Annotated in this window: 18 protein-coding genes; 7 read left to right on the forward strand and 11 right to left on the reverse strand. The window is 45.1% G+C overall.

All coding sequences use genetic code 11. From position 1 onward, the window contains the following. Window positions 1-70: 70 nt before the first annotated feature. Together AAE02nite_RS13945 and AAE02nite_RS13950 are read left to right on the forward strand one after the other, a co-directional pair. A complete protein-coding gene (locus tag AAE02nite_RS13945; protein ID WP_146898413.1) occupies window positions 71-1,405 on the forward strand; it encodes an LVIVD repeat-containing protein in 1,335 nt (444 codons plus the stop codon). A 41-nt stretch (window positions 1,406-1,446) separates the two neighbouring features. Further along, on the forward strand, window positions 1,447-2,196 hold the full coding sequence (locus tag AAE02nite_RS13950) for a hypothetical protein (protein ID WP_146898415.1): 750 nt from the start codon (window positions 1,447-1,449) through the stop codon (window positions 2,194-2,196). Window positions 2,197-2,543: 347 nt separating this feature from the next. On the opposite strand, the gene rlmN is transcribed toward AAE02nite_RS13950, so the two are convergent. Together rlmN and AAE02nite_RS13960 are read right to left on the reverse strand one after the other, a co-directional pair. After that, window positions 2,544-3,605, reverse strand: a complete 1,062-nt coding sequence (gene rlmN / locus AAE02nite_RS13955; RefSeq protein WP_146898418.1) for a dual-specificity RNA methyltransferase RlmN — start codon at window positions 3,603-3,605, stop codon at window positions 2,544-2,546. 199 nt (window positions 3,606-3,804) lie between these two features. After that, window positions 3,805-3,996: a hypothetical protein gene (locus tag AAE02nite_RS13960; RefSeq protein WP_146898420.1), complete on the reverse strand. Its 192-nt coding sequence runs from the start codon at window positions 3,994-3,996 to the stop codon at window positions 3,805-3,807. 374 nt (window positions 3,997-4,370) lie between these two features. Between AAE02nite_RS13960 and AAE02nite_RS13965 the strand changes: the two genes are divergently transcribed. The 3 genes from AAE02nite_RS13965 (at window position 4,371) to AAE02nite_RS13975 (ending at window position 7,655) form a co-directional block, all read left to right on the forward strand. Beyond that, on the forward strand, window positions 4,371-5,708 hold the full coding sequence (locus AAE02nite_RS13965) for a DEAD/DEAH box helicase (protein ID WP_146898422.1): 1,338 nt from the start codon (window positions 4,371-4,373) through the stop codon (window positions 5,706-5,708). Between the two features lie 369 nt (window positions 5,709-6,077). Further along, window positions 6,078-6,371: an SH3 domain-containing protein gene (locus tag AAE02nite_RS13970; protein ID WP_146898424.1), complete on the forward strand. Its 294-nt coding sequence runs from the start codon at window positions 6,078-6,080 to the stop codon at window positions 6,369-6,371. 51 nt (window positions 6,372-6,422) lie between these two features. Beyond that, window positions 6,423-7,655 carry an FISUMP domain-containing protein gene (locus AAE02nite_RS13975; RefSeq protein WP_146898426.1) on the forward strand — a complete coding sequence of 411 codons (1,233 nt, stop codon included), beginning with the start codon at window positions 6,423-6,425 and terminating at the stop codon, window positions 7,653-7,655. Between the two features lie 199 nt (window positions 7,656-7,854). Here AAE02nite_RS13975 and AAE02nite_RS13980 read toward each other — a convergent pair whose 3' ends face one another. Together AAE02nite_RS13980 and upp are read right to left on the reverse strand one after the other, a co-directional pair. Next, on the reverse strand, window positions 7,855-8,268 hold the full coding sequence (locus tag AAE02nite_RS13980; protein WP_146898428.1) for a hypothetical protein: 414 nt from the start codon (window positions 8,266-8,268) through the stop codon (window positions 7,855-7,857). Between the two features lie 184 nt (window positions 8,269-8,452). Then, window positions 8,453-9,094 carry a uracil phosphoribosyltransferase gene (upp, locus tag AAE02nite_RS13985; protein WP_307725544.1) on the reverse strand — a complete coding sequence of 214 codons (642 nt, stop codon included), beginning with the start codon at window positions 9,092-9,094 and terminating at the stop codon, window positions 8,453-8,455. Between the two features lie 304 nt (window positions 9,095-9,398). On the opposite strand from upp, the gene AAE02nite_RS13990 reads away from it, so the two are divergent. Next, window positions 9,399-11,078 carry a capsule assembly Wzi family protein gene (locus AAE02nite_RS13990; protein WP_146898433.1) on the forward strand — a complete coding sequence of 560 codons (1,680 nt, stop codon included), beginning with the start codon at window positions 9,399-9,401 and terminating at the stop codon, window positions 11,076-11,078. 5 nt (window positions 11,079-11,083) lie between these two features. Here AAE02nite_RS13990 and AAE02nite_RS13995 read toward each other — a convergent pair whose 3' ends face one another. From AAE02nite_RS13995 to AAE02nite_RS14025, 7 genes are all read right to left on the reverse strand, one after another. Then, on the reverse strand, window positions 11,084-11,488 hold the full coding sequence (locus AAE02nite_RS13995; RefSeq protein ID WP_146898435.1) for a DoxX family protein: 405 nt from the start codon (window positions 11,486-11,488) through the stop codon (window positions 11,084-11,086). Between the two features lie 606 nt (window positions 11,489-12,094). Then, the gene (locus tag AAE02nite_RS14000; RefSeq protein ID WP_146898437.1) at window positions 12,095-13,384 is read right to left on the reverse strand and encodes an MFS transporter; all 1,290 of its coding nucleotides are present in this window, start codon (window positions 13,382-13,384) and stop codon (window positions 12,095-12,097) included. A 234-nt stretch (window positions 13,385-13,618) separates the two neighbouring features. Next, entirely contained in the window at window positions 13,619-14,389 is a 771-nt protein-coding gene (locus AAE02nite_RS14005; protein WP_146898439.1) for a 3-ketoacyl-ACP reductase, read from the reverse strand. Window positions 14,390-14,494: 105 nt separating this feature from the next. Beyond that, entirely contained in the window at window positions 14,495-15,646 is a 1,152-nt protein-coding gene (locus tag AAE02nite_RS14010; protein WP_146898442.1) for a Gfo/Idh/MocA family protein, read from the reverse strand. 101 nt (window positions 15,647-15,747) lie between these two features. Continuing rightward, window positions 15,748-15,999 (reverse strand): GIY-YIG nuclease family protein, encoded by a 252-nt coding sequence (locus AAE02nite_RS14015; protein WP_307725545.1) that lies wholly within the window; start codon window positions 15,997-15,999, stop codon window positions 15,748-15,750. Window positions 16,000-16,313: 314 nt separating this feature from the next. Next, on the reverse strand, window positions 16,314-17,144 hold the full coding sequence (locus AAE02nite_RS14020; RefSeq protein WP_146898444.1) for a sugar phosphate isomerase/epimerase family protein: 831 nt from the start codon (window positions 17,142-17,144) through the stop codon (window positions 16,314-16,316). Continuing rightward, window positions 17,144-18,526 (reverse strand): glycoside hydrolase family 88 protein, encoded by a 1,383-nt coding sequence (locus AAE02nite_RS14025; RefSeq protein ID WP_146898446.1) that lies wholly within the window; start codon window positions 18,524-18,526, stop codon window positions 17,144-17,146. The genes AAE02nite_RS14020 and AAE02nite_RS14025 overlap by 1 nt, the downstream gene beginning before the upstream one ends. 1,260 nt (window positions 18,527-19,786) lie before the next feature. On the opposite strand from AAE02nite_RS14025, the gene AAE02nite_RS14030 reads away from it, so the two are divergent. Continuing rightward, the gene (locus AAE02nite_RS14030; RefSeq protein ID WP_146898448.1) at window positions 19,787-21,418 is read left to right on the forward strand and encodes a hypothetical protein; all 1,632 of its coding nucleotides are present in this window, start codon (window positions 19,787-19,789) and stop codon (window positions 21,416-21,418) included. The last annotated feature ends 296 nt before the right edge of the window (window positions 21,419-21,714 follow it).

Raw genomic sequence — 21,714 nt, forward strand, 5'->3', positions numbered from 1 at the left:
GTCTCCAAGTCAGGTAAGCCTAACCATTGGGACTGGTGCTGATTCTGAAAAATTTTACAAATAATAAATAATGGAAAAGAAACTTCTACCCACTAACGCCCCTGATTTTAAAACCGGGCACCTGCATGTAATTACCCTTGTGCTTTACTTACTGGGCATGCTGAGCCTGTCCTCCTGCACCGACGAATGTGAAACCACCGTTACCTATACCACCCAGGAGCCTGTTTTATTAAAACGGAGCGATTTGGTAGCAGCCGTCAAATCGGAGCCGGGGAAGGCTTTGGCCACTACCGGAAAAATTTACGCGAAAGACCAGTACGTTTTTGTAAATGAGTTATACAAAGGCATTCACGTAATAAATAACAGCAACCCGGCCGCTCCTAAAAATATTGCTTTCATTAATATTCCGGGCAACGTAGATATGGCCATCCGGGATAATATTTTGTACGCCGATGCGGGACCTGATTTATTAGCACTGGATATTTCGGACCCAGCCCGGGTAACCGTAAAAAATCATACGCTCAACCTGTTCCCGACTTTTACCTTTACCGGCACAGCTGGTAACCCGCAGGCCTCCGATTTGCTAACAGTTGGCTACACTACCCGCATTGTTACCGAAAGCCGTCCGGCAGATTGTGGCAGTTCGGGCTCCGGCGGGTTCATCGACTTTGTACAAAACGATACCAGAAATTTTGCTAGTGCGGCCAGTCTTAATAAAAGCGCCGGCTCTACCGGCACAGGTGGCTCCATGGCGCGTTTTACCATTACCGGCGATTATTTATACGCGGTAAACACCTCCAGCATACAGGTAGTAAATATTACCCAGCCGGCCAGTCCGGTGCGCGGCAGCAATATTCCTACCAGTTGGAATACCGAAACCATTTTCCCTTACCAGGATAAGTTATTTCTGGGCACCAGCTCCGGCATGCTCATTTACGACAACAGCCAACCCCAGCAACCCAAATTTATTTCGGCTATCAGTCATTTCTTTGGGTGCGACCCGGTGGTAGTAGATGGCAATTTTGCCTATGTAACCGTCCGGAACGGTACCGAATGCCGCACGGGCAACAACATTAACCAACTGGAAGTAATCGATATTTCTACTATTCAGAACCCCAGAAGAATTAAAACTTATACCATGCAAAATCCACACGGCTTAGGCATTGATAGAGAGACTTTGTTTTTGTGCGAAGGCGATTACGGTTTAAAGGTTTTTGATGCGCAAAATGTGCTTACCATCGATCAGCATAAGTTAGCCCACTTTAAAGATATTCATGCTTTTGATGTAATTCCGTTAGGAAATACTTTACTGGCGGTTGGCAACGACGGCTTATACCAGTACGACTATTCCGACCCGAAAAACATGAAGTTCCTGAGCAAAATACCGGTTACGAAAGCCCAGTAATATTAGTGCGTAAATCCACTCCATAGCTTAAATTTTTTTTGATGCCGCTTATCCGTTCCTTTTTTTTACCTGTTTTCCTGTTTTTGTTTTTACCTGCATCTTTGCTGGCCCAGAAAAGGGGCTGGCAGGATGTAGTGTATTTAAAAAATGGCAGCATTATCCGGGGGCATTTGCAGGAAGACTCCTCGCCGGCAATAATCCGGATAGAAACAGTAGGCCAGAATTTATTTGTTTTTAAACCGGAAGAAGTGGAGCGGGTAGCCAAGGAATATACCAGAACTGATTTTAAATACCCTTATACGCAGGGCTACCAGAATATAACGGAGGCTGGTATGAGTGTGGGTTACCGGCCAACCGTAAACGCATTTTCTGACCCTGGCCGCAGCGTAAACTTTACTTTACAAACCTTTAACGGTTATCAGTTTTTACCGGCCCTGGCGGTGGGCCTGACTACCGCTATTGATACCTACGGCAGTATTACTTTATTGCCAGTCGCGTTGGGCATCCGCGGTGATATTACCAAAACCAAGGTGCGCCCTTATTATGGTTTCGATGCCGGCTACGCCCTGGATTGGCTTAGTAACCCCAATTTAGCAGCCAACCAGGATGGTGGTTTTGTATGGAGCCCTACCTTCGGCTTAAAATTTAATTCTCATAAGACCCACGCCTTTATTTTAAACCTGGGCTACCGCAACCAGCGAGCCACCGCCGAAACCCGCCAAGGCAATATGCTCACCACGCAACGCAATCATTTTCAGCGCATTCTGTTCCGGATGGGCATTAGTTTTTAGTCCCGGCGAATAGGGATTGAAAAAATATTTTATGATTTTTACAACGAATTTGCAACTTTATTGAAAATATCCGTATATTTGTATCGAATCAGTTGATAATCTCTATTGCCTCAGCAATATTATTAAACGATTCGCGTTAGGAGTTTGGTTACTGAAATGGGATGATGCAGAAAGTGCGCATCTTGTAAACCGACCGGATAGAAAAAGGTTATAAGAAATAAATGCTGGTTTAGCGTTCGGCGCCTGAAAATGCCAACCAACCAGCAATATATAAAGAGCTCCTGATTAAGTTTGGGTGATTTTAATTATTTGTGGTGGATAATTAAAAACTTAGAAAACAGCTTGCCTTAGGCAAGCTGTTTTTTTTCTTTCGTAGCTAACTGTCCGCAAGCGGCATCAATATCCTTACCGCGGCTCCGCCGCACATTTACCTGCACCCCTCTGTCGGCGAGGTAATACACAAACTTAGATAAGTGGTCTTCATCGGTATTCCGGAAAAGCGCGGCAGCTATCGGGTTATACTCAATCAGGTTTACCTTACACGGAATCAGCTTCGTAAATCTTAACAGTTCTTCGGCATCCTGCAGGGTATCATTAAAGTTTTCGAACACAATGTACTCGTAAGTAACCTTGCGCCCGGTAACCTCGTGGTAATATTTTAAAGCTTCGGTTAATGTTTCCTGCGAGTTGGTTTCGTTAATCGGCATTATTTCGTTCCGCTTGGTATCGTTAGCGGCGTGCAACGACAACGCCAGATTGGCTTTAACGCCATCATCAGCCAATTTTTTAATCATTTTGGCAATGCCGGCGGTACTAATGGTAATGCGCCGGGCGGCCATATTCAGGCCGTCGGGGGCGGTAATGCGCTCTACGCTTTTTACCACGTTGGCATAATTCAGCAGCGGCTCGCCCATACCCATATACACAATATTGGTCAGCGGCGTACCGTACTGGGCCATACACTGCTCGTTTATCAGCACCACCTGGTCGTATATTTCGGCGGCATCGAGGTTACGTTTGCGCTCCATGTAACCGGTAGCGCAAAACTTACAGGTAAGCGAGCAACCCACCTGGCTCGACACACAGGCCGTCATCCGTTCTTCGTGCGGAATTAAAACTCCTTCTACAATATTGCCGTCATACAACCGGAAAGCCGATTTAATGGTGCCGTCTTTGCTGATTTGCTGGTTGGCAACTGTTACCAGATTAATAGCAAAATGCGCGTGCAGCTTTTCGCGCAGCGGCAACGAAACGTTGTTCATTTCAGCAAAAGACTTAGCCGCATGTTTCCAAAGCCACTCGTACACCTGTTTGGCCCGGAAAGGCTTCTCGCCGTTTTCTACAAACCAGTTCTTCAGTTCGTCGAACGAAAGCTTTCTTATATCTTTTTTAATCTCTGTCGCAATCATACTACAAAGGTACAAAAAATAAGAGGTAAGAGTTTCAAATAAGCCTTTTAGCTGCCAACCATTTTTACTACCTGCAACTTCTTTAAAATCAAACAAAAACACCTGGCTCCGAAAAAACAAAACCGGAAATAGCCTTGGCTATTTCCGGTTTATTCTGGGTAAGCAAATATGATTTTACAATGCCCGTAAAAATGAAATTCTATTTATTTTTAGAAGTATTGTTTTTGCCCCAGGTTAAGGTAGAACTTAATTTACCTATATCTTCACGCTGGTCGAATTCCTTCAATTTTTGTTTAAACGCCTGTTGTTCTTCAGGCGTTAAGCGAGCGATAAAATCTTCCCGTTCCTTTTCCAGCGCTGCTATCTTCTGCTTAAATCTTTCGCCATTCATAGAAGCAACCTTTAATATTTATTAATATTTTATCTAAAAATCCAAAATAACACAAAATACTTATAATCAACAGTTCAGCACTTAATTAACACCACTCAACCATTTTACCTATCTTAGATAAAGATAATTTGTAAAACGTTTTATTAGCTTAAAGGTTCGATTGTAGGGTAGTAGCCCCCTTATCAGCGGGTTTCTGATTAATGCTAAAGTAATTAATTTTACCGGCGGGTAACCAGAAATAATATTGCAGGAAGTACTTAAATTTTAGTTACTCAATTTTTTTGTAGCCTTGAGAAACTTCCAACAATAAGCTAACCCTTAATAACTAATCACTAACGGCTATTTTACCGTACCTTTGTATAAATACTTTTGCTATGGCTACTACTTTCGAAGATTTTAAATTAAACAAACAACTGCTGACGGCAATTACCGAGGCCGGTTACACTATTCCCACTCCGGTGCAGGAAAAAACTATTCCGTTAGTTTTGGCCGGCCACGATGTAATGGGAATTGCCCAAACCGGCACCGGCAAAACGGCGGCTTTTGTGTTGCCGTTGCTCATGAAGGTAAAGTATGCGCAGGGTACCCACCCCCGGGCTTTAATTGTGGCGCCTACCCGCGAACTGGCCATGCAGATAGAAGACCACATAAAAATATTAGGTAAATACACCGACCTCCGCTACCTGGCTATTTATGGCGGTGTTGGCCCTAAAACCCAGATTGAAAAAATAAAAGCCGGCCTCGATATTTTAATTGCTACGCCGGGCCGCCTGATGGAAATTTACCTGAAAGGCGATTTAATCCTGAAAGAACTAAAAACTTTGGTGCTGGACGAAGCCGATAAAATGATGGATATGGGCTTTATGCCCCAAATCAGGCGGCTACTGGAAATAATTCCGCGCAAACGCCAGAACCTGCTTTTTTCGGCTACCATGCACGAACGCGTCGAAAAACTTTCGGAAGAGTTTCTGGAATTCCCGATGAAGGTGGAAGTAACGCCATCGGCCACACCCGTCGAAACCGTATCGCAGGTATTGTACCAGGTGCCCAATCTGCCTACCAAAATAAATATGCTCGAATATTTATTCCGGAACGAAGAAGAATTTACGCGTGTGATGATTTTTACCCGAAGCAAGAAAAATGCGGAAAATGTTTCGAAATTTCTGGACCGGAAAATTGCGGGTGCAACCCGCGTGATTCACGGCAACAAAGGTCAGAATGCGCGCATTAACGCCATGGAGGCTTTTAGAAACGGCGGGGTGCGGTTTTTAGTGGCTACCGATGTGGCCTCGCGAGGCATAGATATCAGCGATGTGAGCCATGTTATTAATTTTGATGTGCCCGTTATATACGAAGATTACGTGCACCGCATTGGCCGCACGGGCCGGGCTCTGCAAACCGGCAGTTCTATTACGTTTGCCAATGAGGCCGAAATGCACCACATCCACGAAATTGAGAAGCTGATTAAAATGCAGATTCCGGAAGCGCCTTTACCGCCCGACATAGAAGTAACGGATACGGGATTTGAAGAGCAACAGGAAATAGCCCGCGACCTGGATAAGCAAAAACGCAAAACTGATCCGGATTTTAAAGGCGCTTTCCATGAGAAAAAAGAAAGATTTCATGAAGGCGCAATTGACAAGCGTACCGGCCGCCCCTTTCAGGAAAAGAAGCCAACCAAAATTCGCAGCTTCCGCCGGAATAAATCTTAACTACAGTCAGCAGTTAACAGTTATTAGTTAGCAGATTGGGGCAAATGCCCTTTGGTAATCGGCTTACTAATTAAATAACTGGCAAACAGAATAGAAATAAAAAAAACTGCGGAAATAAATATTTACTTCCGCAGCCATATATTTCTTCTTTCCTTACCCGCACTAGATTTGAGTCTCTAATCATTCCATATTTTACTATTTACTGTCAACTGAAAACAGTAAACCCTGTATTTTCGGCATTCAACCCGCTACTTCTGCCCTTCGCTTAGTATTATTTTTATTCGCCTGCGTGGCGTTGCACCTTTGATCATCAGGGAACAAAAAAACCTGATATAAATAATACCCCGATCACTAAACCTAAAAAACACTATGAAAAAGTTACTCTTTGTTTTGGCGCTTTCCCTACAAACTGCATTTGTATTTAGCGCTGATAAAACCGGGCTATTGGTGGCTGCCCGTTATGAAAATGTTAAAATGTATCGCCAGCCCGGCACTTCTACCGAGGTATTAAAAGCATTAACCCGCACCGACGAAGTCGTAGTGGTGCGCAAGTATAACAACAACTGGGCTATTGTGACTAGCAACGGCCAGGTGGGTTATATGCTTACTTCTGAACTAACCCAGACCAAACCACAGATGGTTAGAATGTTTGCTAAGAAATAAATTTATTTTACCTGATTCCTTTATCCTCAACCCGACCATCTGCTGATAACTATGAAAATAATTTCGAGTTCGCTCACTAAATTAATGCTGAACGCCATTTTAATGCTATTTATTTCGAGCTGCGAAGAAACACCCAATCCGGCCCCTGCACCCGACCCCGAGCCGTCGGGCGAAACACCAATAGAACGACCATTTACCGCCATTCCGGATGAAATGGTGGGCACCTGGTTTGCCGACCATAACACCGGGCCGTTAACCGCAAACTGGGAACAAGGCACCTTTCAGGGTGAGTCCGGATTCCGCGAATTCAGAACTTTGGTTTTTACCAAAGATGGCAAAAACGCAGTTGAATATACTTCGGAAGTTTTTAATGTAAACGACGAAGTACGGCAACGGCTCTACAAAATAACCGGCACACTGGAGTACAAAACCAATCCAGCCTCCATAACTTTTCATGCCCAATCTGGTAAAATGCGAATTTTTAGCAACAAATATTCGGGTTACCAGGAATCTAACATCCTCCGGAAAGATCTGGAATCGTATGCTACGGTATTATTGAATCCCGAAGCTACTACGTTTACTTCATCTACCAACTATCTTACAGCCAAACGTTTGGACGGCAGCATGCAGATCTCCGTAAAATATAAGAAAGTAGAAGGCACCTCTAATCCCGGCGGCAATCCAAATCCTTCTGACCCTTACGGCACCCCGCCCGCTACGGGCTCTTACGTAAAAATCCGGGAACAATATTACCCTACCGTAACCATCGGCGATTTGGAATGGATGTCGGTGAATTACGCTGGTAATGGCGGCATTAAATTAAACTCAAAACCAGAGTACGGTACTTTTATTAAATACATGGATTTAAAAGATATTCCGGTGCCGGCCGGCTGGCGGATTCCAACCAAACAATATTATCTCAAATTATTAAGGTCGCAAGGCATCGCATTTGACGAAGTTTGGGAAACCACCAACGGCTCTGATGTGCAATCGAAAAGACTGTTAGGTCAGTTAATGGCAATATCAGGCTGGCTGAAACAAGATGGTTACGCTAATAATAAATCCGGGTTTAATGCGGTGCCGGGCAATCTGCAGGTAACCAACGGCAATCCGCATGGCGAAGGCTCTAACTGCCTGCTCTGGACTTCCGATAAAGACAACGAAGACAATCCGGTAGTCTTTAAAATTATTCAGCTCCCGAGCGATACCTTTGCTTCGTTTGGTCCATCGGTAATTGGGTATAACCCGCCGCACATTCCGCTGCGGTTGGTAAGAAATAAATAAGTTTTACTTATTTTCTCTGTGGTTGGTGGCTATCTGTGGTGGAGTAGCCGGCCAACCACTTTTTATTTTCAAGAAATAAGGCTAATATATTTCGGCTACCCAAATAAATTAAATAACTACTCCCATACCCCCACAACCAGGTTCTGGCGAGACAACAGGAATACTGGCATAACTATCGGCTACCTTTTATAGCAAAACACTACCGGTGCAAAAAGGGCAGATTTAAATTACCTACCTGCGATACCAATAAGGTTAAAGCTATCCCCCAGAAAACTGCGCTCCAAAGCATGTGCACCAGTATATGACGCTGGGGTGCACCTAATACCGTGGCCACTACCGTACCAATAATAGGCGTTAAAAGAATAGGCGTTAAGAAAGCAATGCCGCCCATACCAAAGCGTTGCCAAACCCGCACAATCCGGCGGTTTTTCTTTGTGAAGATTGGTTTCTGCTTCTGGCGTTGCTGCTGGGCGTACCATTTAGAGAAAAGGGTACCAATGCCCGAAAAAATAAATACGCTGGTCATCATGCCGGCTACGGTTAGGGCCAAGGTGGCGCCAAAAGGCAAACCCATGGATACCCCGGCCAAAGGCCCGCCGAAGAACTTAACCATGCTCAGTAAAAAAACAGAAACGTATTTTAAAATTTCGGCTGCTACCACCTTCTTAATCTAACACTTGTTTATAATAATCGTTAAACATACGACAATTATTATACAGGAGGCTAAGAATTTTTACGCTAAACCGAAAGTTCTTGAAAAGAATATACCGGATAAAGAAATTGTAATATTGCCGGATTTACAACTTATTACCAAAAGCCAGATCGCCAGCATCGCCCAAGCCCGGAACAATGTAAGCGCGCTCATTTAGCTTCTCATCCAGGGCGCCCAGCCACAAATTTACATTGGGCAACTCATTTTGTACATACTCAACGCCCTCCGGACTGGCAATAACCGAAGCAATGTGCACCTGGCGCGGCTCACCGAAGCGCAACATGGCTTTATAAGTAAGCACCAGCGATTTGCCCGTAGCCAGCATGGGATCTACCAGAATTAGTACTTTTCCGGAGAGCGATGGTGCCACCAGGTAATCTACATTCACGTTTATTTCGGTAGAGTCCTCCAGGCGGTAAGCTGCCACAAAGGCGCTGCCGGCCTGGTCGAAATAATTTAAAAAACCTTGGTGAAAAGGCAAGCCTGCCCGCAAAACCGTAGCCAGCACTGGAAAATCCGTTAAGGTTTGCTCCTCCGTTAGCGCCAGCGACGTCCGGATTTGCCGGGGCACGTAGTTGAGCTGGGTTGATATTTTGTAAGCCAGAATTTCGCCGATGCGCTCCATGTTGCGCCGGAAACGCAGACTGTCTTTCTGAATGTGAATATCGCGTAACTCGGCAATAAAATGATTGGCAACAGAAGGTTCCTGGTTTAAAATATAGATCATGGGCAGCGCCATTTATAATACCGGCAAATGTATTGGCGGGCTAAAGATACATAACCCGTCGGCTTTGCCCCAACGTTCGCTTAAAATTTTGCTATTCTAAAAAAACTGCGGTTAATACAGCGTTTAAAAAGGAGAAAAAGGATCCTGTAAATAACTCATTCCGCTAACATTCCGCTACAGTCTGGTAATTAGCTCCAGCCCAGTTATACATGCTACCCTAAACAAATTTTGCCCGTTCGAGTACAAATTGTGATTTAGAGATATATCTCGTTACTTTAGCCGATTTTACGGACTACTACCGCCTATGAACCAGAAAGAAAACTACTTCATTTTTATCTTGCTGCTTTTACCGTTTTGCTCCCTGGCGCAGGGAACATACGTACCCCTCGACCGCGAGATTTACCACATCATAGAGCGTTTTCAGGTAAAATATGGCAACAAAGTACCCGAGTTGCATACCGGCATCCGGCCTTACCGCCGCCTGGATGTAGCCAAACTGGCCGAAGAAGCACACTGGAACCAGAACGATTTATCTGAGGCTGATAAGTTTAATAAAGAATATTTACTCAACGATAATTGGGATTATACCACCCGCGAAGCCCGCCATACCGGTAAACCGCTGCTCAATTATTTCTTCCGGAACAAAGCCGACCTTTTTCATGTAGATGACCAGGATTATAGCCTGCGGGTTAACCCGGTCCTGCAATTCCAGGTAGGCAAAGACTCCGACACGGAGGGTTCTCGCTACATCAACACGCGGGGCGTGCAGGTAGAAGGTAATATTAACAACCGCTTAGGCTTTTACACTTTCCTGGCCGACAACCAGGCCCGTTTTCCGGGTTACGTAGAAGAGCGGGTTGCCCGCGATACCATTGTACCCAACGAAGGCTATTTCAAGCCTTTTAAAACAACTGGCTATGATTTTATTACCGCCCGCGGCTACATTAATTACGGCCTCAGCAAAAATATTAACGTGCAGTTTGGCCACGACAAAAACTTTATCGGCAACGGTTACCGTTCGCTGGTGCTGTCAGATTACTCCGCACCTTATTTTTTCCTGAAGCTGAACACCAAAATCTGGCGGCTGCATTACATGAATTTGTTTTCCGAAATGAGTTCGGATTTTGAATTTCGCGACCAGTTATTTCCGAAAAAGTATTTTGCTTACCATCACCTGAGCCTGAATATTACCCCCAATATTAATGTAGGTTTATTTGAGTCAGTGATATTTGCGCGGGGCAAAGGCCGCTTTGAGTTGCAATACCTCAACCCCATTATTTTTTACCGCTCGGTAGAGCAACAACTGGGCTCCAACGATAACTCTTTACTGGGTTTTGATTTTAAGGCCAATATTCTCCGCACTGCCCAGGTGTACGGCCAGTTTATGCTGGATGAATTTTTGCTGAGCGAAGTACGGGCGGGCAATGGCTGGTGGGCCAATAAACAATCCTTCCAATTAGGTGCGAAATATTTTGATGTGGCCGGCATTCCGAACCTCGATGCCCAGGGCGAGTTTAATTTTATCCGGCCGTATACGTACCAGCACGAAGACCAGTTTACGAACTACCAGCACTACCGGCAGCCGCTGGCTCACCCCATGGGCGCTAACCTTTACGAGTTTATCGGCATTTTGCGGTACCAGCCTACCGGCCGCCTCTTCCTGACGGGCAAGGCTTTTTACACCAAGCAAGGCGTAGATGCCGACAGCGCCAACTGGGGTTCTAACGTTCTTAAATCTTATAACCAGCACCCCTATCCATCGCCAAACCTGCAAGAGTACGGTCATACTGTGGCCGGCCGGAATGCAACAAACCTGCTGCACCTGGATTTAACCGCCTCCTGGCAACTCCGGCACAACATGTTTATTGATGTAAAACAAATTATCCGGAAACGAGAAAGCGAACTGGCCACCCTAAACAACAATGCTTCTTTTACCTCGGTATCTTTCCGCTGGAATATTCCGCAACGTTTACAGGAATTTTAAACGGCTTAGTCCCAGCGATCGCGGGTAGAAGCTGCATAACGGCCACCGCCCAGGAAGAATAACGCTAAAGCGCCTAACAGAAACATCATGGGTAGTTCGATGGCCCAACCGCCACTTTGGCCCATCGTTGTGATCTCGGCTGCGTGAGCAGTAAAAATGGCGACCAGCATGTTAATGACTATTATTATAGCCGCAATGCGGGTTCGGAAACCAATAAGCAGCAGAATGGGTGCTATTACTTCGCCTACATAAACACCGTAGGCCAATACGCCCGGCAAGCCTTTACCGTCCAGCATGCCCACCAGCCAACCTATGCCGTTTATGAGTTTACTAATACCATGCAGCAATAGAAGGCCGCCTACCGCCAGGCGAAGTATTAGTCTTCCGGTATCATTTCCTTGTGTATTCATAACATTTAAATATTTCTTTGCATAATAATACCCCAAAATCTACTTAAAAGTTATGAACTGATAGGCTGATCAGGTTTAACTTCACAAGCCTGTTCAAGAAGAAACCTGGAAATGCCCGCTACCATCGGCTGCATTCAATTACCCTGTTTATGCCAAGGAAGCTATACTAACCACCAGTCTTTATTCGCAGAAGCTGTTTAGCATTTTATAAGTTAAATGAAATCACTACCCTTCCGGGTGTTATCACCACAGCCGTCAGGCAAAGAAATATTTTAGAATATTTTACATCTGCTCGCGCCAGCTTGTAGCTGGTGTGTATGGATGAAAGGAAGTTTTCAACTTCCGGCCAGTTGAAAACTGGCCCTTATAAGTAGGCACAAGTTACGCTTTGCTAAACTTGCGCCAGCGCTAGTAGCTTAGCCTGACGGGTATGGTGTTATCACCGGCAAATAGTTGGGCAAAAGTATTAGAATTGGCGGTGACAACACCAATGGCTATTGATTCTGTTCGAAACAGATATACGAAACAGGTTCTTAGCTAACAAACAGAATAAATAAACCAGGCAAATTTATCTGATAGAAATATTGCTGCTTTTCCGTCAATATATTATTTCTCCGATAAGGCCTTCGGGCTGCTTACTTCCGGCACGGCCAATTCCAACGCTGGGGCATCTTCTTCGGCGTAATTTAGGTCTTTGGTAAAGGTTTCTTCCAGGCGCCACAGGGCCAGCAAGGAGATAGCCATTACCAGTGTGCCGACCGCAATAGCGCCGTTGGTAATGCCCCACTCGCCTTTGGCCAATAAAAACAAAGTTGAAATAGGAATAACCGAAGCCCGGACAAAATTAGGAACGGTGGTAGCTACCGTAGCCCGCAGGTTGGTGCCGAATAATTCGGCGGCAATGGTTACAAACAAAGTCCAGAATCCGTTGAAGAAACCGAGGCAGGCACAAATAATATAAAAAGTGGTCAGGCTTTGGGTGGTGGTGAGTAAATATACAAGCATCATGGCGTAAGAGCCCAGCATAAATACCAGCATCCCTTTTTTACGGCTTTGGAACACCTGGCTCAAGTAACCGCTGATTATATCGCCGAGTACCTGCCCCGCAAAAGCCAGCATCACGGCCTTACCGGCCACTACGGGTTCGGTTACGCCCAGCGCCTGTCCAAATTCCGGCGAGAAAAATATTAATACTCCCGACACAAACCAGATGGGCATACCCACCAGAATAGAACTCATATATTTAGAGAACCGCGCCCAACTCGAAAACAGCATCAGGAAATTACCGCGCTTAACGTGTTTGTTTTTCAAATGCAGAAATATGCCCGACTCAAATACGCTTACCCGCATTAAAAGCAATACCAATCCTAAACCACCACCCACAAAGTAAGAAGTTCGCCAGCTAAAAATATCGGCCACAAAATAAGCCAGAATAGCACCCAATACGCCCACGGTAGCTACCAGTGTGGTACCGTAACCCCGGATTTCTTTGGGCAATATTTCGGCAACCAGGGTTATTCCGGCTCCGAGCTCACCGGCCAAACCAATTCCGGCAATAAAACGCAGAAATAAATATTGGTCGAAAGTGGCTACAAAGCCGTTGGCAATATTAGCCAGCGAGTACAGCAAGATAGAACCAAACAGCACCGAGAGGCGGCCTCTTTTATCGCCCAACACGCCCCATAAAATACCGCCCAGCAACATGCCGGCCATCTGCACATTTAAGATAAAAGCGCCTTTGGTAAACAATTCCTCCTGGGTTAAACCTAAATCTCGCAGGCTGGGCACCCGCACAATATTAAACAGAAATAAGTCGTACATATCTACCATATACCCGAGCGCCGCTACAATTACGGGTATTTTCAGAAGGTGCCGGAGGGGAGCGTTGGCTGTCATACAAATTTTAATTTAAGTGGTGGTGGTTACGTTTTCGGTTGGCGCAATTAAGCCCCAATAATTTAAGTAAATTTCTAAGCCTGGCAAAAGGATTAGGGTAACTTTAGCCGGATTTCGGGTAAAAAGGAATATTGGGTTAACTATTTCGGCTGTTTTCTTTACTTCTGATCTATTAATTAATATTTGCCAGGCGCAAGCTATTGCTGTCAGATTCGGGTTTCGGGCACTAATATTTTACAAGCGCGATAAGGTAAGGCCGCCATCTACCATAATTACCTGACCGGTGGAATAAGGAAAATCGCCTTTGGCCAAAGCAGCCACGGCTTTGCCCACATCTTCGGGGGTGCCCCACCGTTTTTGTACCGTTAAGCCTTCGGCAATAAGTTTGTCGTATTTATCGGTTACGCCGGCGGTCATGTCGGTGCGGATAATACCGGGGCGCACTTCGTACACCGGAATATTAAACTCGCCCAGGCGGGTAGCCCACAATTGAGTAGCCATGCTCAGGCCGGCTTTAGCTATGCAATATTCGCCACGATTTACCGAAGCCACCGTAGCCGAAATAGACGATACATTTACAATACAGCCGGAAAAGTTGGCGTACTGGCCTTGTTGCTGCAGCATCCAGTTGGCCACGGCCTGGGTTAAAAAGTAAGGCCCTTGCAGGTTAGTCGTAATCAAATGGGTAAAACTTTCTTCGGTGGCTTCCAGAATATCTTTTCGCTCCCGCGGGGCAATGCCGGCATTATTTACCAGCACGTGCAAACGGCCGTAATATTCCTTTATCTCGTTCAACATCCGGGTTCGGGCTTCCGGCGAAGCTACATCGCCCTGCACATAAATCACATCACTCCCTCTGGATTTCAATCCTTCAATAGCTTCCGTAACGGCCTCAAGTGGCCGCACCCCATTAATGGCTAAATCAAACCCGGCCAGGGCCAGTTGCACGGCAATGCCATAACCAATACCCCGGCTGCCACCGGTAATAAATGCTACTCGCTTCATGTAATATTTTTAAGCTGAATATTTTTCTCCAGCTTCTGGTAAGGTTACCAGAAGCTGGAGAAAATATAAATAGAACAGAATAATTTTTAAGGTAAGAGAAATGGCTTACAACTCTGGAATATCTACCCAGCAGCGTTTCGCCCAGCTTTCCAGGCCTTTTTCGGCGAGTTGCACGCCTTTGGCGCCTTCGCGTAAATCCCACGGAAACGGTTCGTCTTTTACCACGTGCTTCAGGAATAATTCCCACTGTACTTTAAAAGCATTTTCAAAAGTTTCCTGCTCCGGTACTTTGGCCCAGCCCTCAAAGAAATTTATCGGCTGCGGAATATCGGGGTTCCAGGTTGGTTTGGGCGTATTGCCGTAATGCTGAATGTAACACTCGCGCAACCCGGCTACGGCCGAACCTTTGGTGCCATCCACTTGTAACGTCAGTAAATCATCGCGGCGTACGCGCACGGTCCAGGAAGAGTTAAACTGCGCAATTACGCCGTTCTCTAATTCAAAAGTGGCATAGGCAGCATCATCGGCGGTGGCTTTGTAAGGTTTGCCCTGCTCATCAATCCGCTCCGGAATATGGGTAGCGCCGAGGCACGAAACGGCTTTTACCTTACCAAAAATATGATCGAGCACGTAGCGCCAGTGGCAAAGCATATCCACGATAATTCCGCCATCATCTTCCTGGCGGTAATTCCACGAGGGCCGCTGGGCCGGTATGGTATGCCCTTCGAACACCCAGTACCCAAACTCGCCCCGCACTGATAAAATCTCACCAAAAAAGCCGTTCTGAATTAAGCGCTTCAGCTTTAACATACCTGGTAGCCACAATTTATCCTGCACCACGCCATTTTTAATACCGGCTTCTTTACATAACTGGTACAGTTCCATAGCAGTTTCGGTACTGACGGCAGTTGGTTTTTCGCAGTAAACGTGCTTGCCGGCCTTAACCGCCTGCCGCACACCTTCAGCCCGGCGGCCGGTGGTTTGGGCATCGAAATAAATCTGGTAGTTGGGGTCGTTCATCACGCTGTCCAAGTCGGTGGTAAATTTCTTCACACCCGAAATATCAGCCAGCTTTTGCAGCTTAATAGCATCGCGGCCGACCAGCACCGGGTCGGGCATAATAAATTCGGAAGGGCTGACTTTTACGCCGCCTTGTTTAATAATTTCTACGATGGAGCGCAGCAGGTGCTGGTTGGTGCCCATGCGGCCCGTTACGCCATTCATGATAATGCCTACGTGGTGGATGGTTGGGGTCATGTAAATAGTTAAGAGTTTAGTGTTAAAAGTTAATGCTCAAAACCTGTATGAATTCAGGTCTAAGGTATATTCATTGAATTTTACTTATAATTTAAATTGGCCTATATAAAGATGTCATTCAGAAGGAAACTTGTTAAAATCCGGCAATTAAGAATTGCTACAAGAAAATTCCAGTTTGGGTTGAATTGGCTAATAATTTCTTCCTTCGCCTTTCTGCTCATCTGTTTTAATTCCTTTTCTCTTTCAATAGCGTGATTTATATCAGTATATCTTTCAAAGAATAAAAGCCTGTAGCAGTAATACTTTCCAGCAAAAGAATTAGAGTTACCACGATTTTCATAATGCTGTTGCATGCGCGTTACCAAGTTGTTGGTTACTCTAGTGTACAAAACTGTCCTTCCTGGATTGTAGTAATATACACGAAGTAATTTCCTTTCATCTGTAATAATAGCCTTTACTCATTCTACCAGCAAGTTTCCTTCTGAATGACATATAATAGTTTGTCTTTAAATACACTTTAGCTGGAGCGAGGCTCTGCCTCGTGTCCTTTTATTCTCCGGACTCTGGCCGGCATTCCATTATTTGCTTACTTCTTCTGCCGCTAGATGCCGGTTGAAAATCGTCACGAGCGAGACGCTCGCGCCAGCAACTACAGAGGTTCTTTCCCCTATGAGTATTTTATATAAGCTTCTTTTATTTTATTCAGAAACTCGTGTTGGTCTTGGGCCCAGAATTTATGCGAGAATATTTCTACTTCGTTGTAACCGGTAAAGCCGGTAGCTTCTACCCAGCCGCGAATTTCTTTCAGGTTGATACAGCCTTCGCCCATCAGGCCCCGGTCGTTCAACAAATCGGTGGTAGGGGTATTCCAGTCGCAGATATGAAAAGCCATTAAGTTACCATTCTGGCCGCAACGCTTTATCTGATTTTCCAGGTCCGGGTCCCACCACAAATGGTAAACATCTACCGCTATGCCTACCCACGGGGAATTTAGCGCTTCGGCCATATCGTTGGCCTGGGCCAGGGTGTTTACAGCCGAGCGGTCGTCGGCGTACATGGGGTGCAAGGGTTCGATGGCCAGTTTTACGCCAGCGGCAGCAGCATGGTCCAGGCAAGCGGCAATACCCTCCTGAATCTGTTTCCGCGATTCGGTTAAGGGTTGCCCCGGCACGGCTCCGCAAACCAAAACCACGTGGGGTGCGCCCAAAGCTGCTGCTTCGTCGATGGCTTTTAAATTATCGTCGATGGCGGCTTGTCTTTTGGCGGGTTCCAAAGCCGGTAAGAAACCGCCCCGGCACAACGATACTACTTCCAGGTTTAAATCCAGAAGCATCTGCCGGGCGTGGTTAATATTTTTACCGGCTAAAGTATCGCGCCAAACGGTAATACCGCTTACACCGGCTGCCGAAAATTCTTTAGCCGCTTTCTCCAGGGGCCAGGGCTTGGTGGTAATGGTGTGCACACATAACCGCGAAAAATCAGTTAACGCCTGGGCCATTATTTTACGCAGTTAAAGAATGTATAATAAGGCTCCTGGTTGATTAGCTTTTGCAGGTAAAGCGCCACTTCACGGATATGATAATCACCCCACATACTCGATTCGCCATACGGAATGGTACTGCCATCGGGCACGTAATCCCAGCCGTTGGGCCAATGGTATACCGAATGCAACAACAAACCCTGATGGGCGGGGTCGATACTGAGGTATGGCTCCTGCAAAAGCGTTTGCAAAACGGTAAGGCCGGCCTGCCAATATTTATTACCGGCCTCTGTCTGGCCCGTTTGCTGCAGATAGCGCCCCAATCTTAACAAGCCCTGCGCTGCAATTGCCGCCGCCGAGCTATCTACGGGCTCCTGGTTATTATAAGGGTTGGCCGGCCGGTTTAAATAATCGCCCAATTTATGTAGGTTAGGGGCACCGGTATCCCAGTAAGGCACGCCATTGGTGGGGGTTTGCTCTATATAAAAATCGCAAGTAGCCTGGGCAGCTTTCAGCATAAATTCTTCTATTACTTGCCTATCTCCTAAATGGGTTAAATCCTGGTCGGGTATGGTTTGCAAAAATTCCAGTTCTTCGGCGAAGCCGCACATGGCCCAGGCCAAACCGCGGGTCCAGGTACTGAAGCCGGAATAACCCTGCTGGGTACCGGGGCAGCGGAAATTACCGTCTTTGGTATTGAAGATGCTTTCGTGGGCGGTACGGCCCCAAATATCGTAGCGGTCGCGGCCCTCACCGTAGAAAACCGAATATTGCACTGTAGCGTGGCAATGCTGCAAAGCCCGTTCGAGCAGGTTAATCTTTACATCGTTTTCCCCCTGAAACTGGTGCCCCAGGCGGTAACTAACCATCAGGGCCCGGCAGGAACGAATAGTATCGACAAACAAAGAATGTGGCCCGTTAAAGGAATGAATAAAGCCGCCGTTTTTGGTGGTCGTCCAGCGGCTGGCCTGTACGGCGCCGGATATTTTCAGGGCTAGTTCGTAAAAATTTTTCTCCCACTCGTTAAAGGGCGTTTTGCCTTCGTGCATCAACCGGAGCAGGTTACCGTAAGTGCTTACGTTGTTAAAACCGTGGTCGTGTACCCCAATGTGGCTGACGTGCGGGGCCATCAGGTTTAAGGTATTCTGGCGGCCGTAATTCAGGAACTCTTCCTCGCCGGTAGCATCAAACTGCAAAATAGCCGACCCAAACTGGAAACCTTGGGTCCATTCGGTCCAGCCGCGGGTGGTGTAGCGGCCCTGTACCGTAAAAACCGGCGAGCCTTTGCTCACATCGTATTGTTGTTGAATCAGTTTTACTTTCTGACCCGATAACTCCCAGAAATTTTGCAGGGAACTTTGTAAATCGGTGGGTTGTAGCGTGGTGTTGATTGAAATCATCTGTGGTGATAGAAGCGATTTATATGTTTTCTTAGTTTTATTTTCTGTTTAATGCTAATTAATATTTAGTCTGCTATTGGTTATGTACTCAAGTCGCATAAAATTTAAAATAAAAAAGTTCAGTAACCCATAACTGTCATTCTGGAAAAACCTCTTTAACATCCTCCTTAATAGGCTACTCTTAATTATTTACCGGCTCCAGCTGGGTTATTCAGGGTACTAATGGCTTCGGTAATGCAATCGTATTTGGAATAACCTGTATTATCAGCCACAAAATAAGGCCATCGGCAGTTGCCGGGTTGTTTAGCCAGATTTTTCTCATCGTATGTTTAGGCCCTGCAAACACCGCGGTTTCCGCATCCGGACCAATTTCCCGGCAAAACAGGCAACTTTTTTAGCAATTACGCAGGAGAAAAGATTACCCAAAATAAAAATTAAAAATATATAAGCTGCTAAGTCTTTTACGCGTGATAAGGAATGAGCCATTTTTAATATCATACCTGAATTTACATGCCTTCAATATCCTGACTTTTTAAATCAGAATATTTTAAAGAAAAATGAATCCTGCTATATTTTTTTAAAGTCAGGATATTCTGCCCGGTAAGATATAGGTTTTATTAAAACGGACAAAGTTTAATTAAAACTGCCCAAAGTTTCCTGAGTTGGTAGGCGTCTTTTTACAGGCCCTAAAGGCTGAAGATGCAAATAGGTTAATTTAGGAATTAACAGGTTGTTATTAGTCAGATTTTACCCCGATTTAAACTGCCGTTCCTGCTTTTTCATCTCTGATAAACGGGTGTTAAACGCTTAAATATATCTATTTACCTACGCTGCGGGCTTTTTACAGAATAAGGTGTGAGGTATTATTTAGGAAGAAGTTAAACAAGATAGTTGTGATTCATGCTGTTTCGTCCTTATATTTTGCTATTTCAGCAAATAATGTAATTCAAAACTTAATATTTTACTTAAAAAGGATATAGTACACGAAAAATTTACAATTAAAGTTGGTATTCCTGTTTATAATTTATTAAAAAAGATTAGACACTTCAAATGAATCTATACATATAATAATTTCAACTTATATTATAAAATTATTACGAAAAAAGTTGACTAAACTATTGCTTTTATAATAATATTAATTTATTATTGTATATCATCAATCCTAAACTTTACTCCTGTAAGAGTACAACTTACAGAAAAATCAACACCATTTTTATGGTGAACAGTCATTTATTTTCCACTCTTTAACTTTTAACTATTATGTACAAAAAATTATTTAAAACCAGCTTAATGGCAGCTGCCTTATCGGTTATTTATGCTTGTAGTCCGGATGAACAGGTTGCCCCTAAAATTGACTCGATTAATAAATCGGAGGATGTTGTGGCGTGTGATATGATAACCTTTGAGAATGCTACCACACGTAACGCCTCCGGATTTATAACCAACGTAGCAAGTACCGGCGGTCAAACCATTGGGGTGCAAGGATTTAGAAGGACTTCTGGTGGCCCTAGCTATGGTACTACCAACTACGCTAACCTGTTTAATACTACCGGCACGAACCCCGGCGGCAGCGATGATACTGACCTGATGATGGCTGAAACCGGCAAAGTACTGATTGTAAACGGAACAGATAATTCTGGTACACCGGATGATTTTGCGAATGGTTCTAAACTGATGCTGGATTTCTCTTCTATGGGTTCAGTAACCTTAAACTCGCTTACTTACCTGGATAATGAAGAAACAGGTACAACTATCAGGTTATACAACGCCGCTAATATGGTGGTGAACACCATACCTGTACCAGCAATGGGCGATGGCAGTGTTCAGACGGTAAACTTAGGCAATACTGCAGGTGTGGTAAGAATGGAAGTTATCTTAGGCAGCGGCAATACCGGTTCCGGTGCCATCGATAATATTCAATTCTGCCCACAAGTGCAGCCTCCCTGCGATATAATTACCTTTGAGCAAGCCGTTTCACGCAATGCTTCCGGTTTTGTTACCAGTGTAAAAAGCCTTTACAATGCCAATATTGGCATACAAGGTTTTAGAAGAATTAACGGTGGCAGCACTTACACCACTACCAGCTACGCTAACCTCTTTAACACTACCGGCACGAACCCCGGCGGCAGCGATGATACAGACCTGATGATGGCCGAGACCGGTAATGTTCTGATTGTAAATGAAGTAAAGAACCCAGATAATGCGTCTATACCAGATGATTTCGCGCGTGGCTCTAAATTAGTGGTTGATTTTTCATCTTTGGGCACGGTAAGGCTAAGCTCGCTCACCTACCTGGACAATGAAGAAGCAGGTACTAAAATTTACCTGTACGGCGTTGGTGGGGTATTATTAAATACCATCTCGGTTCCGGCAGCTGGCGACGGCAGCGTACAAACAGTGAACCTGGGCAATACTGCCGGTGTGGTTAGAATGGAAGTTGTTTTGGGAAGCGGCGCTACTGGCTCCGGCGCCATCGATAATATCGTGTTCTGCCCTGAACCACCTAAAACCGGCTGTACCAGAACACAAGGCTATTGGAAAAATCATGCCTCTGATTCTAAGCATTATGATGCTACCTGGGCCAAAGTAGGTGAATCTACCGCTTTCTTCAAAAGTGGCGCAACTTACCGCTCTATATTAGATATTCAGCCAAGAGGCAATGCCTATTACATTTTAGCCCATCAGTATGTAGCCACTACCCTGAACCTGAAAGTCGCTTCTGCTCCGGCAGCAGTACTTGCAGCTTATACCCAGGCTACTACTTTCTTTAATGCCTATACCCCTGCCCAAGTGGCTGCCAACAAAGCACTGGAAACTCAGGCTACTCAGTTAGCCGGTATTCTGGATGCTTATAACAATGGAGTTACCGGCCCTGGCCATTGCGCGGACTGATCTGGATTAAAGCAAAATTTATTTTTAAAATAAAAAACGGCGGGTTTGATATCCGCCGTTTTTTATTTTATTTTTTTTTACATCAGGGTTTAAAAGATAACCTGAAGGTCATTTAGCCAACTGCTCCCGAATTATAAAAAATAAAGTTAAGCTGCCAAAAACCATTGCCTTGTCCAATCCCCATCTTAACTAAAATTTTTATTCCAAGGCTTAACTATTTTACCGTATAAAATAATTTATACCACTCCATACGCTAGCGGAGTATAGCAGGGCATATTCTTAAAAATAATGATAAA

The sequence above is a fragment of the Adhaeribacter aerolatus genome (assembly GCF_007991635.1).
Classification (GTDB): domain Bacteria; phylum Bacteroidota; class Bacteroidia; order Cytophagales; family Hymenobacteraceae; genus Adhaeribacter; species Adhaeribacter aerolatus.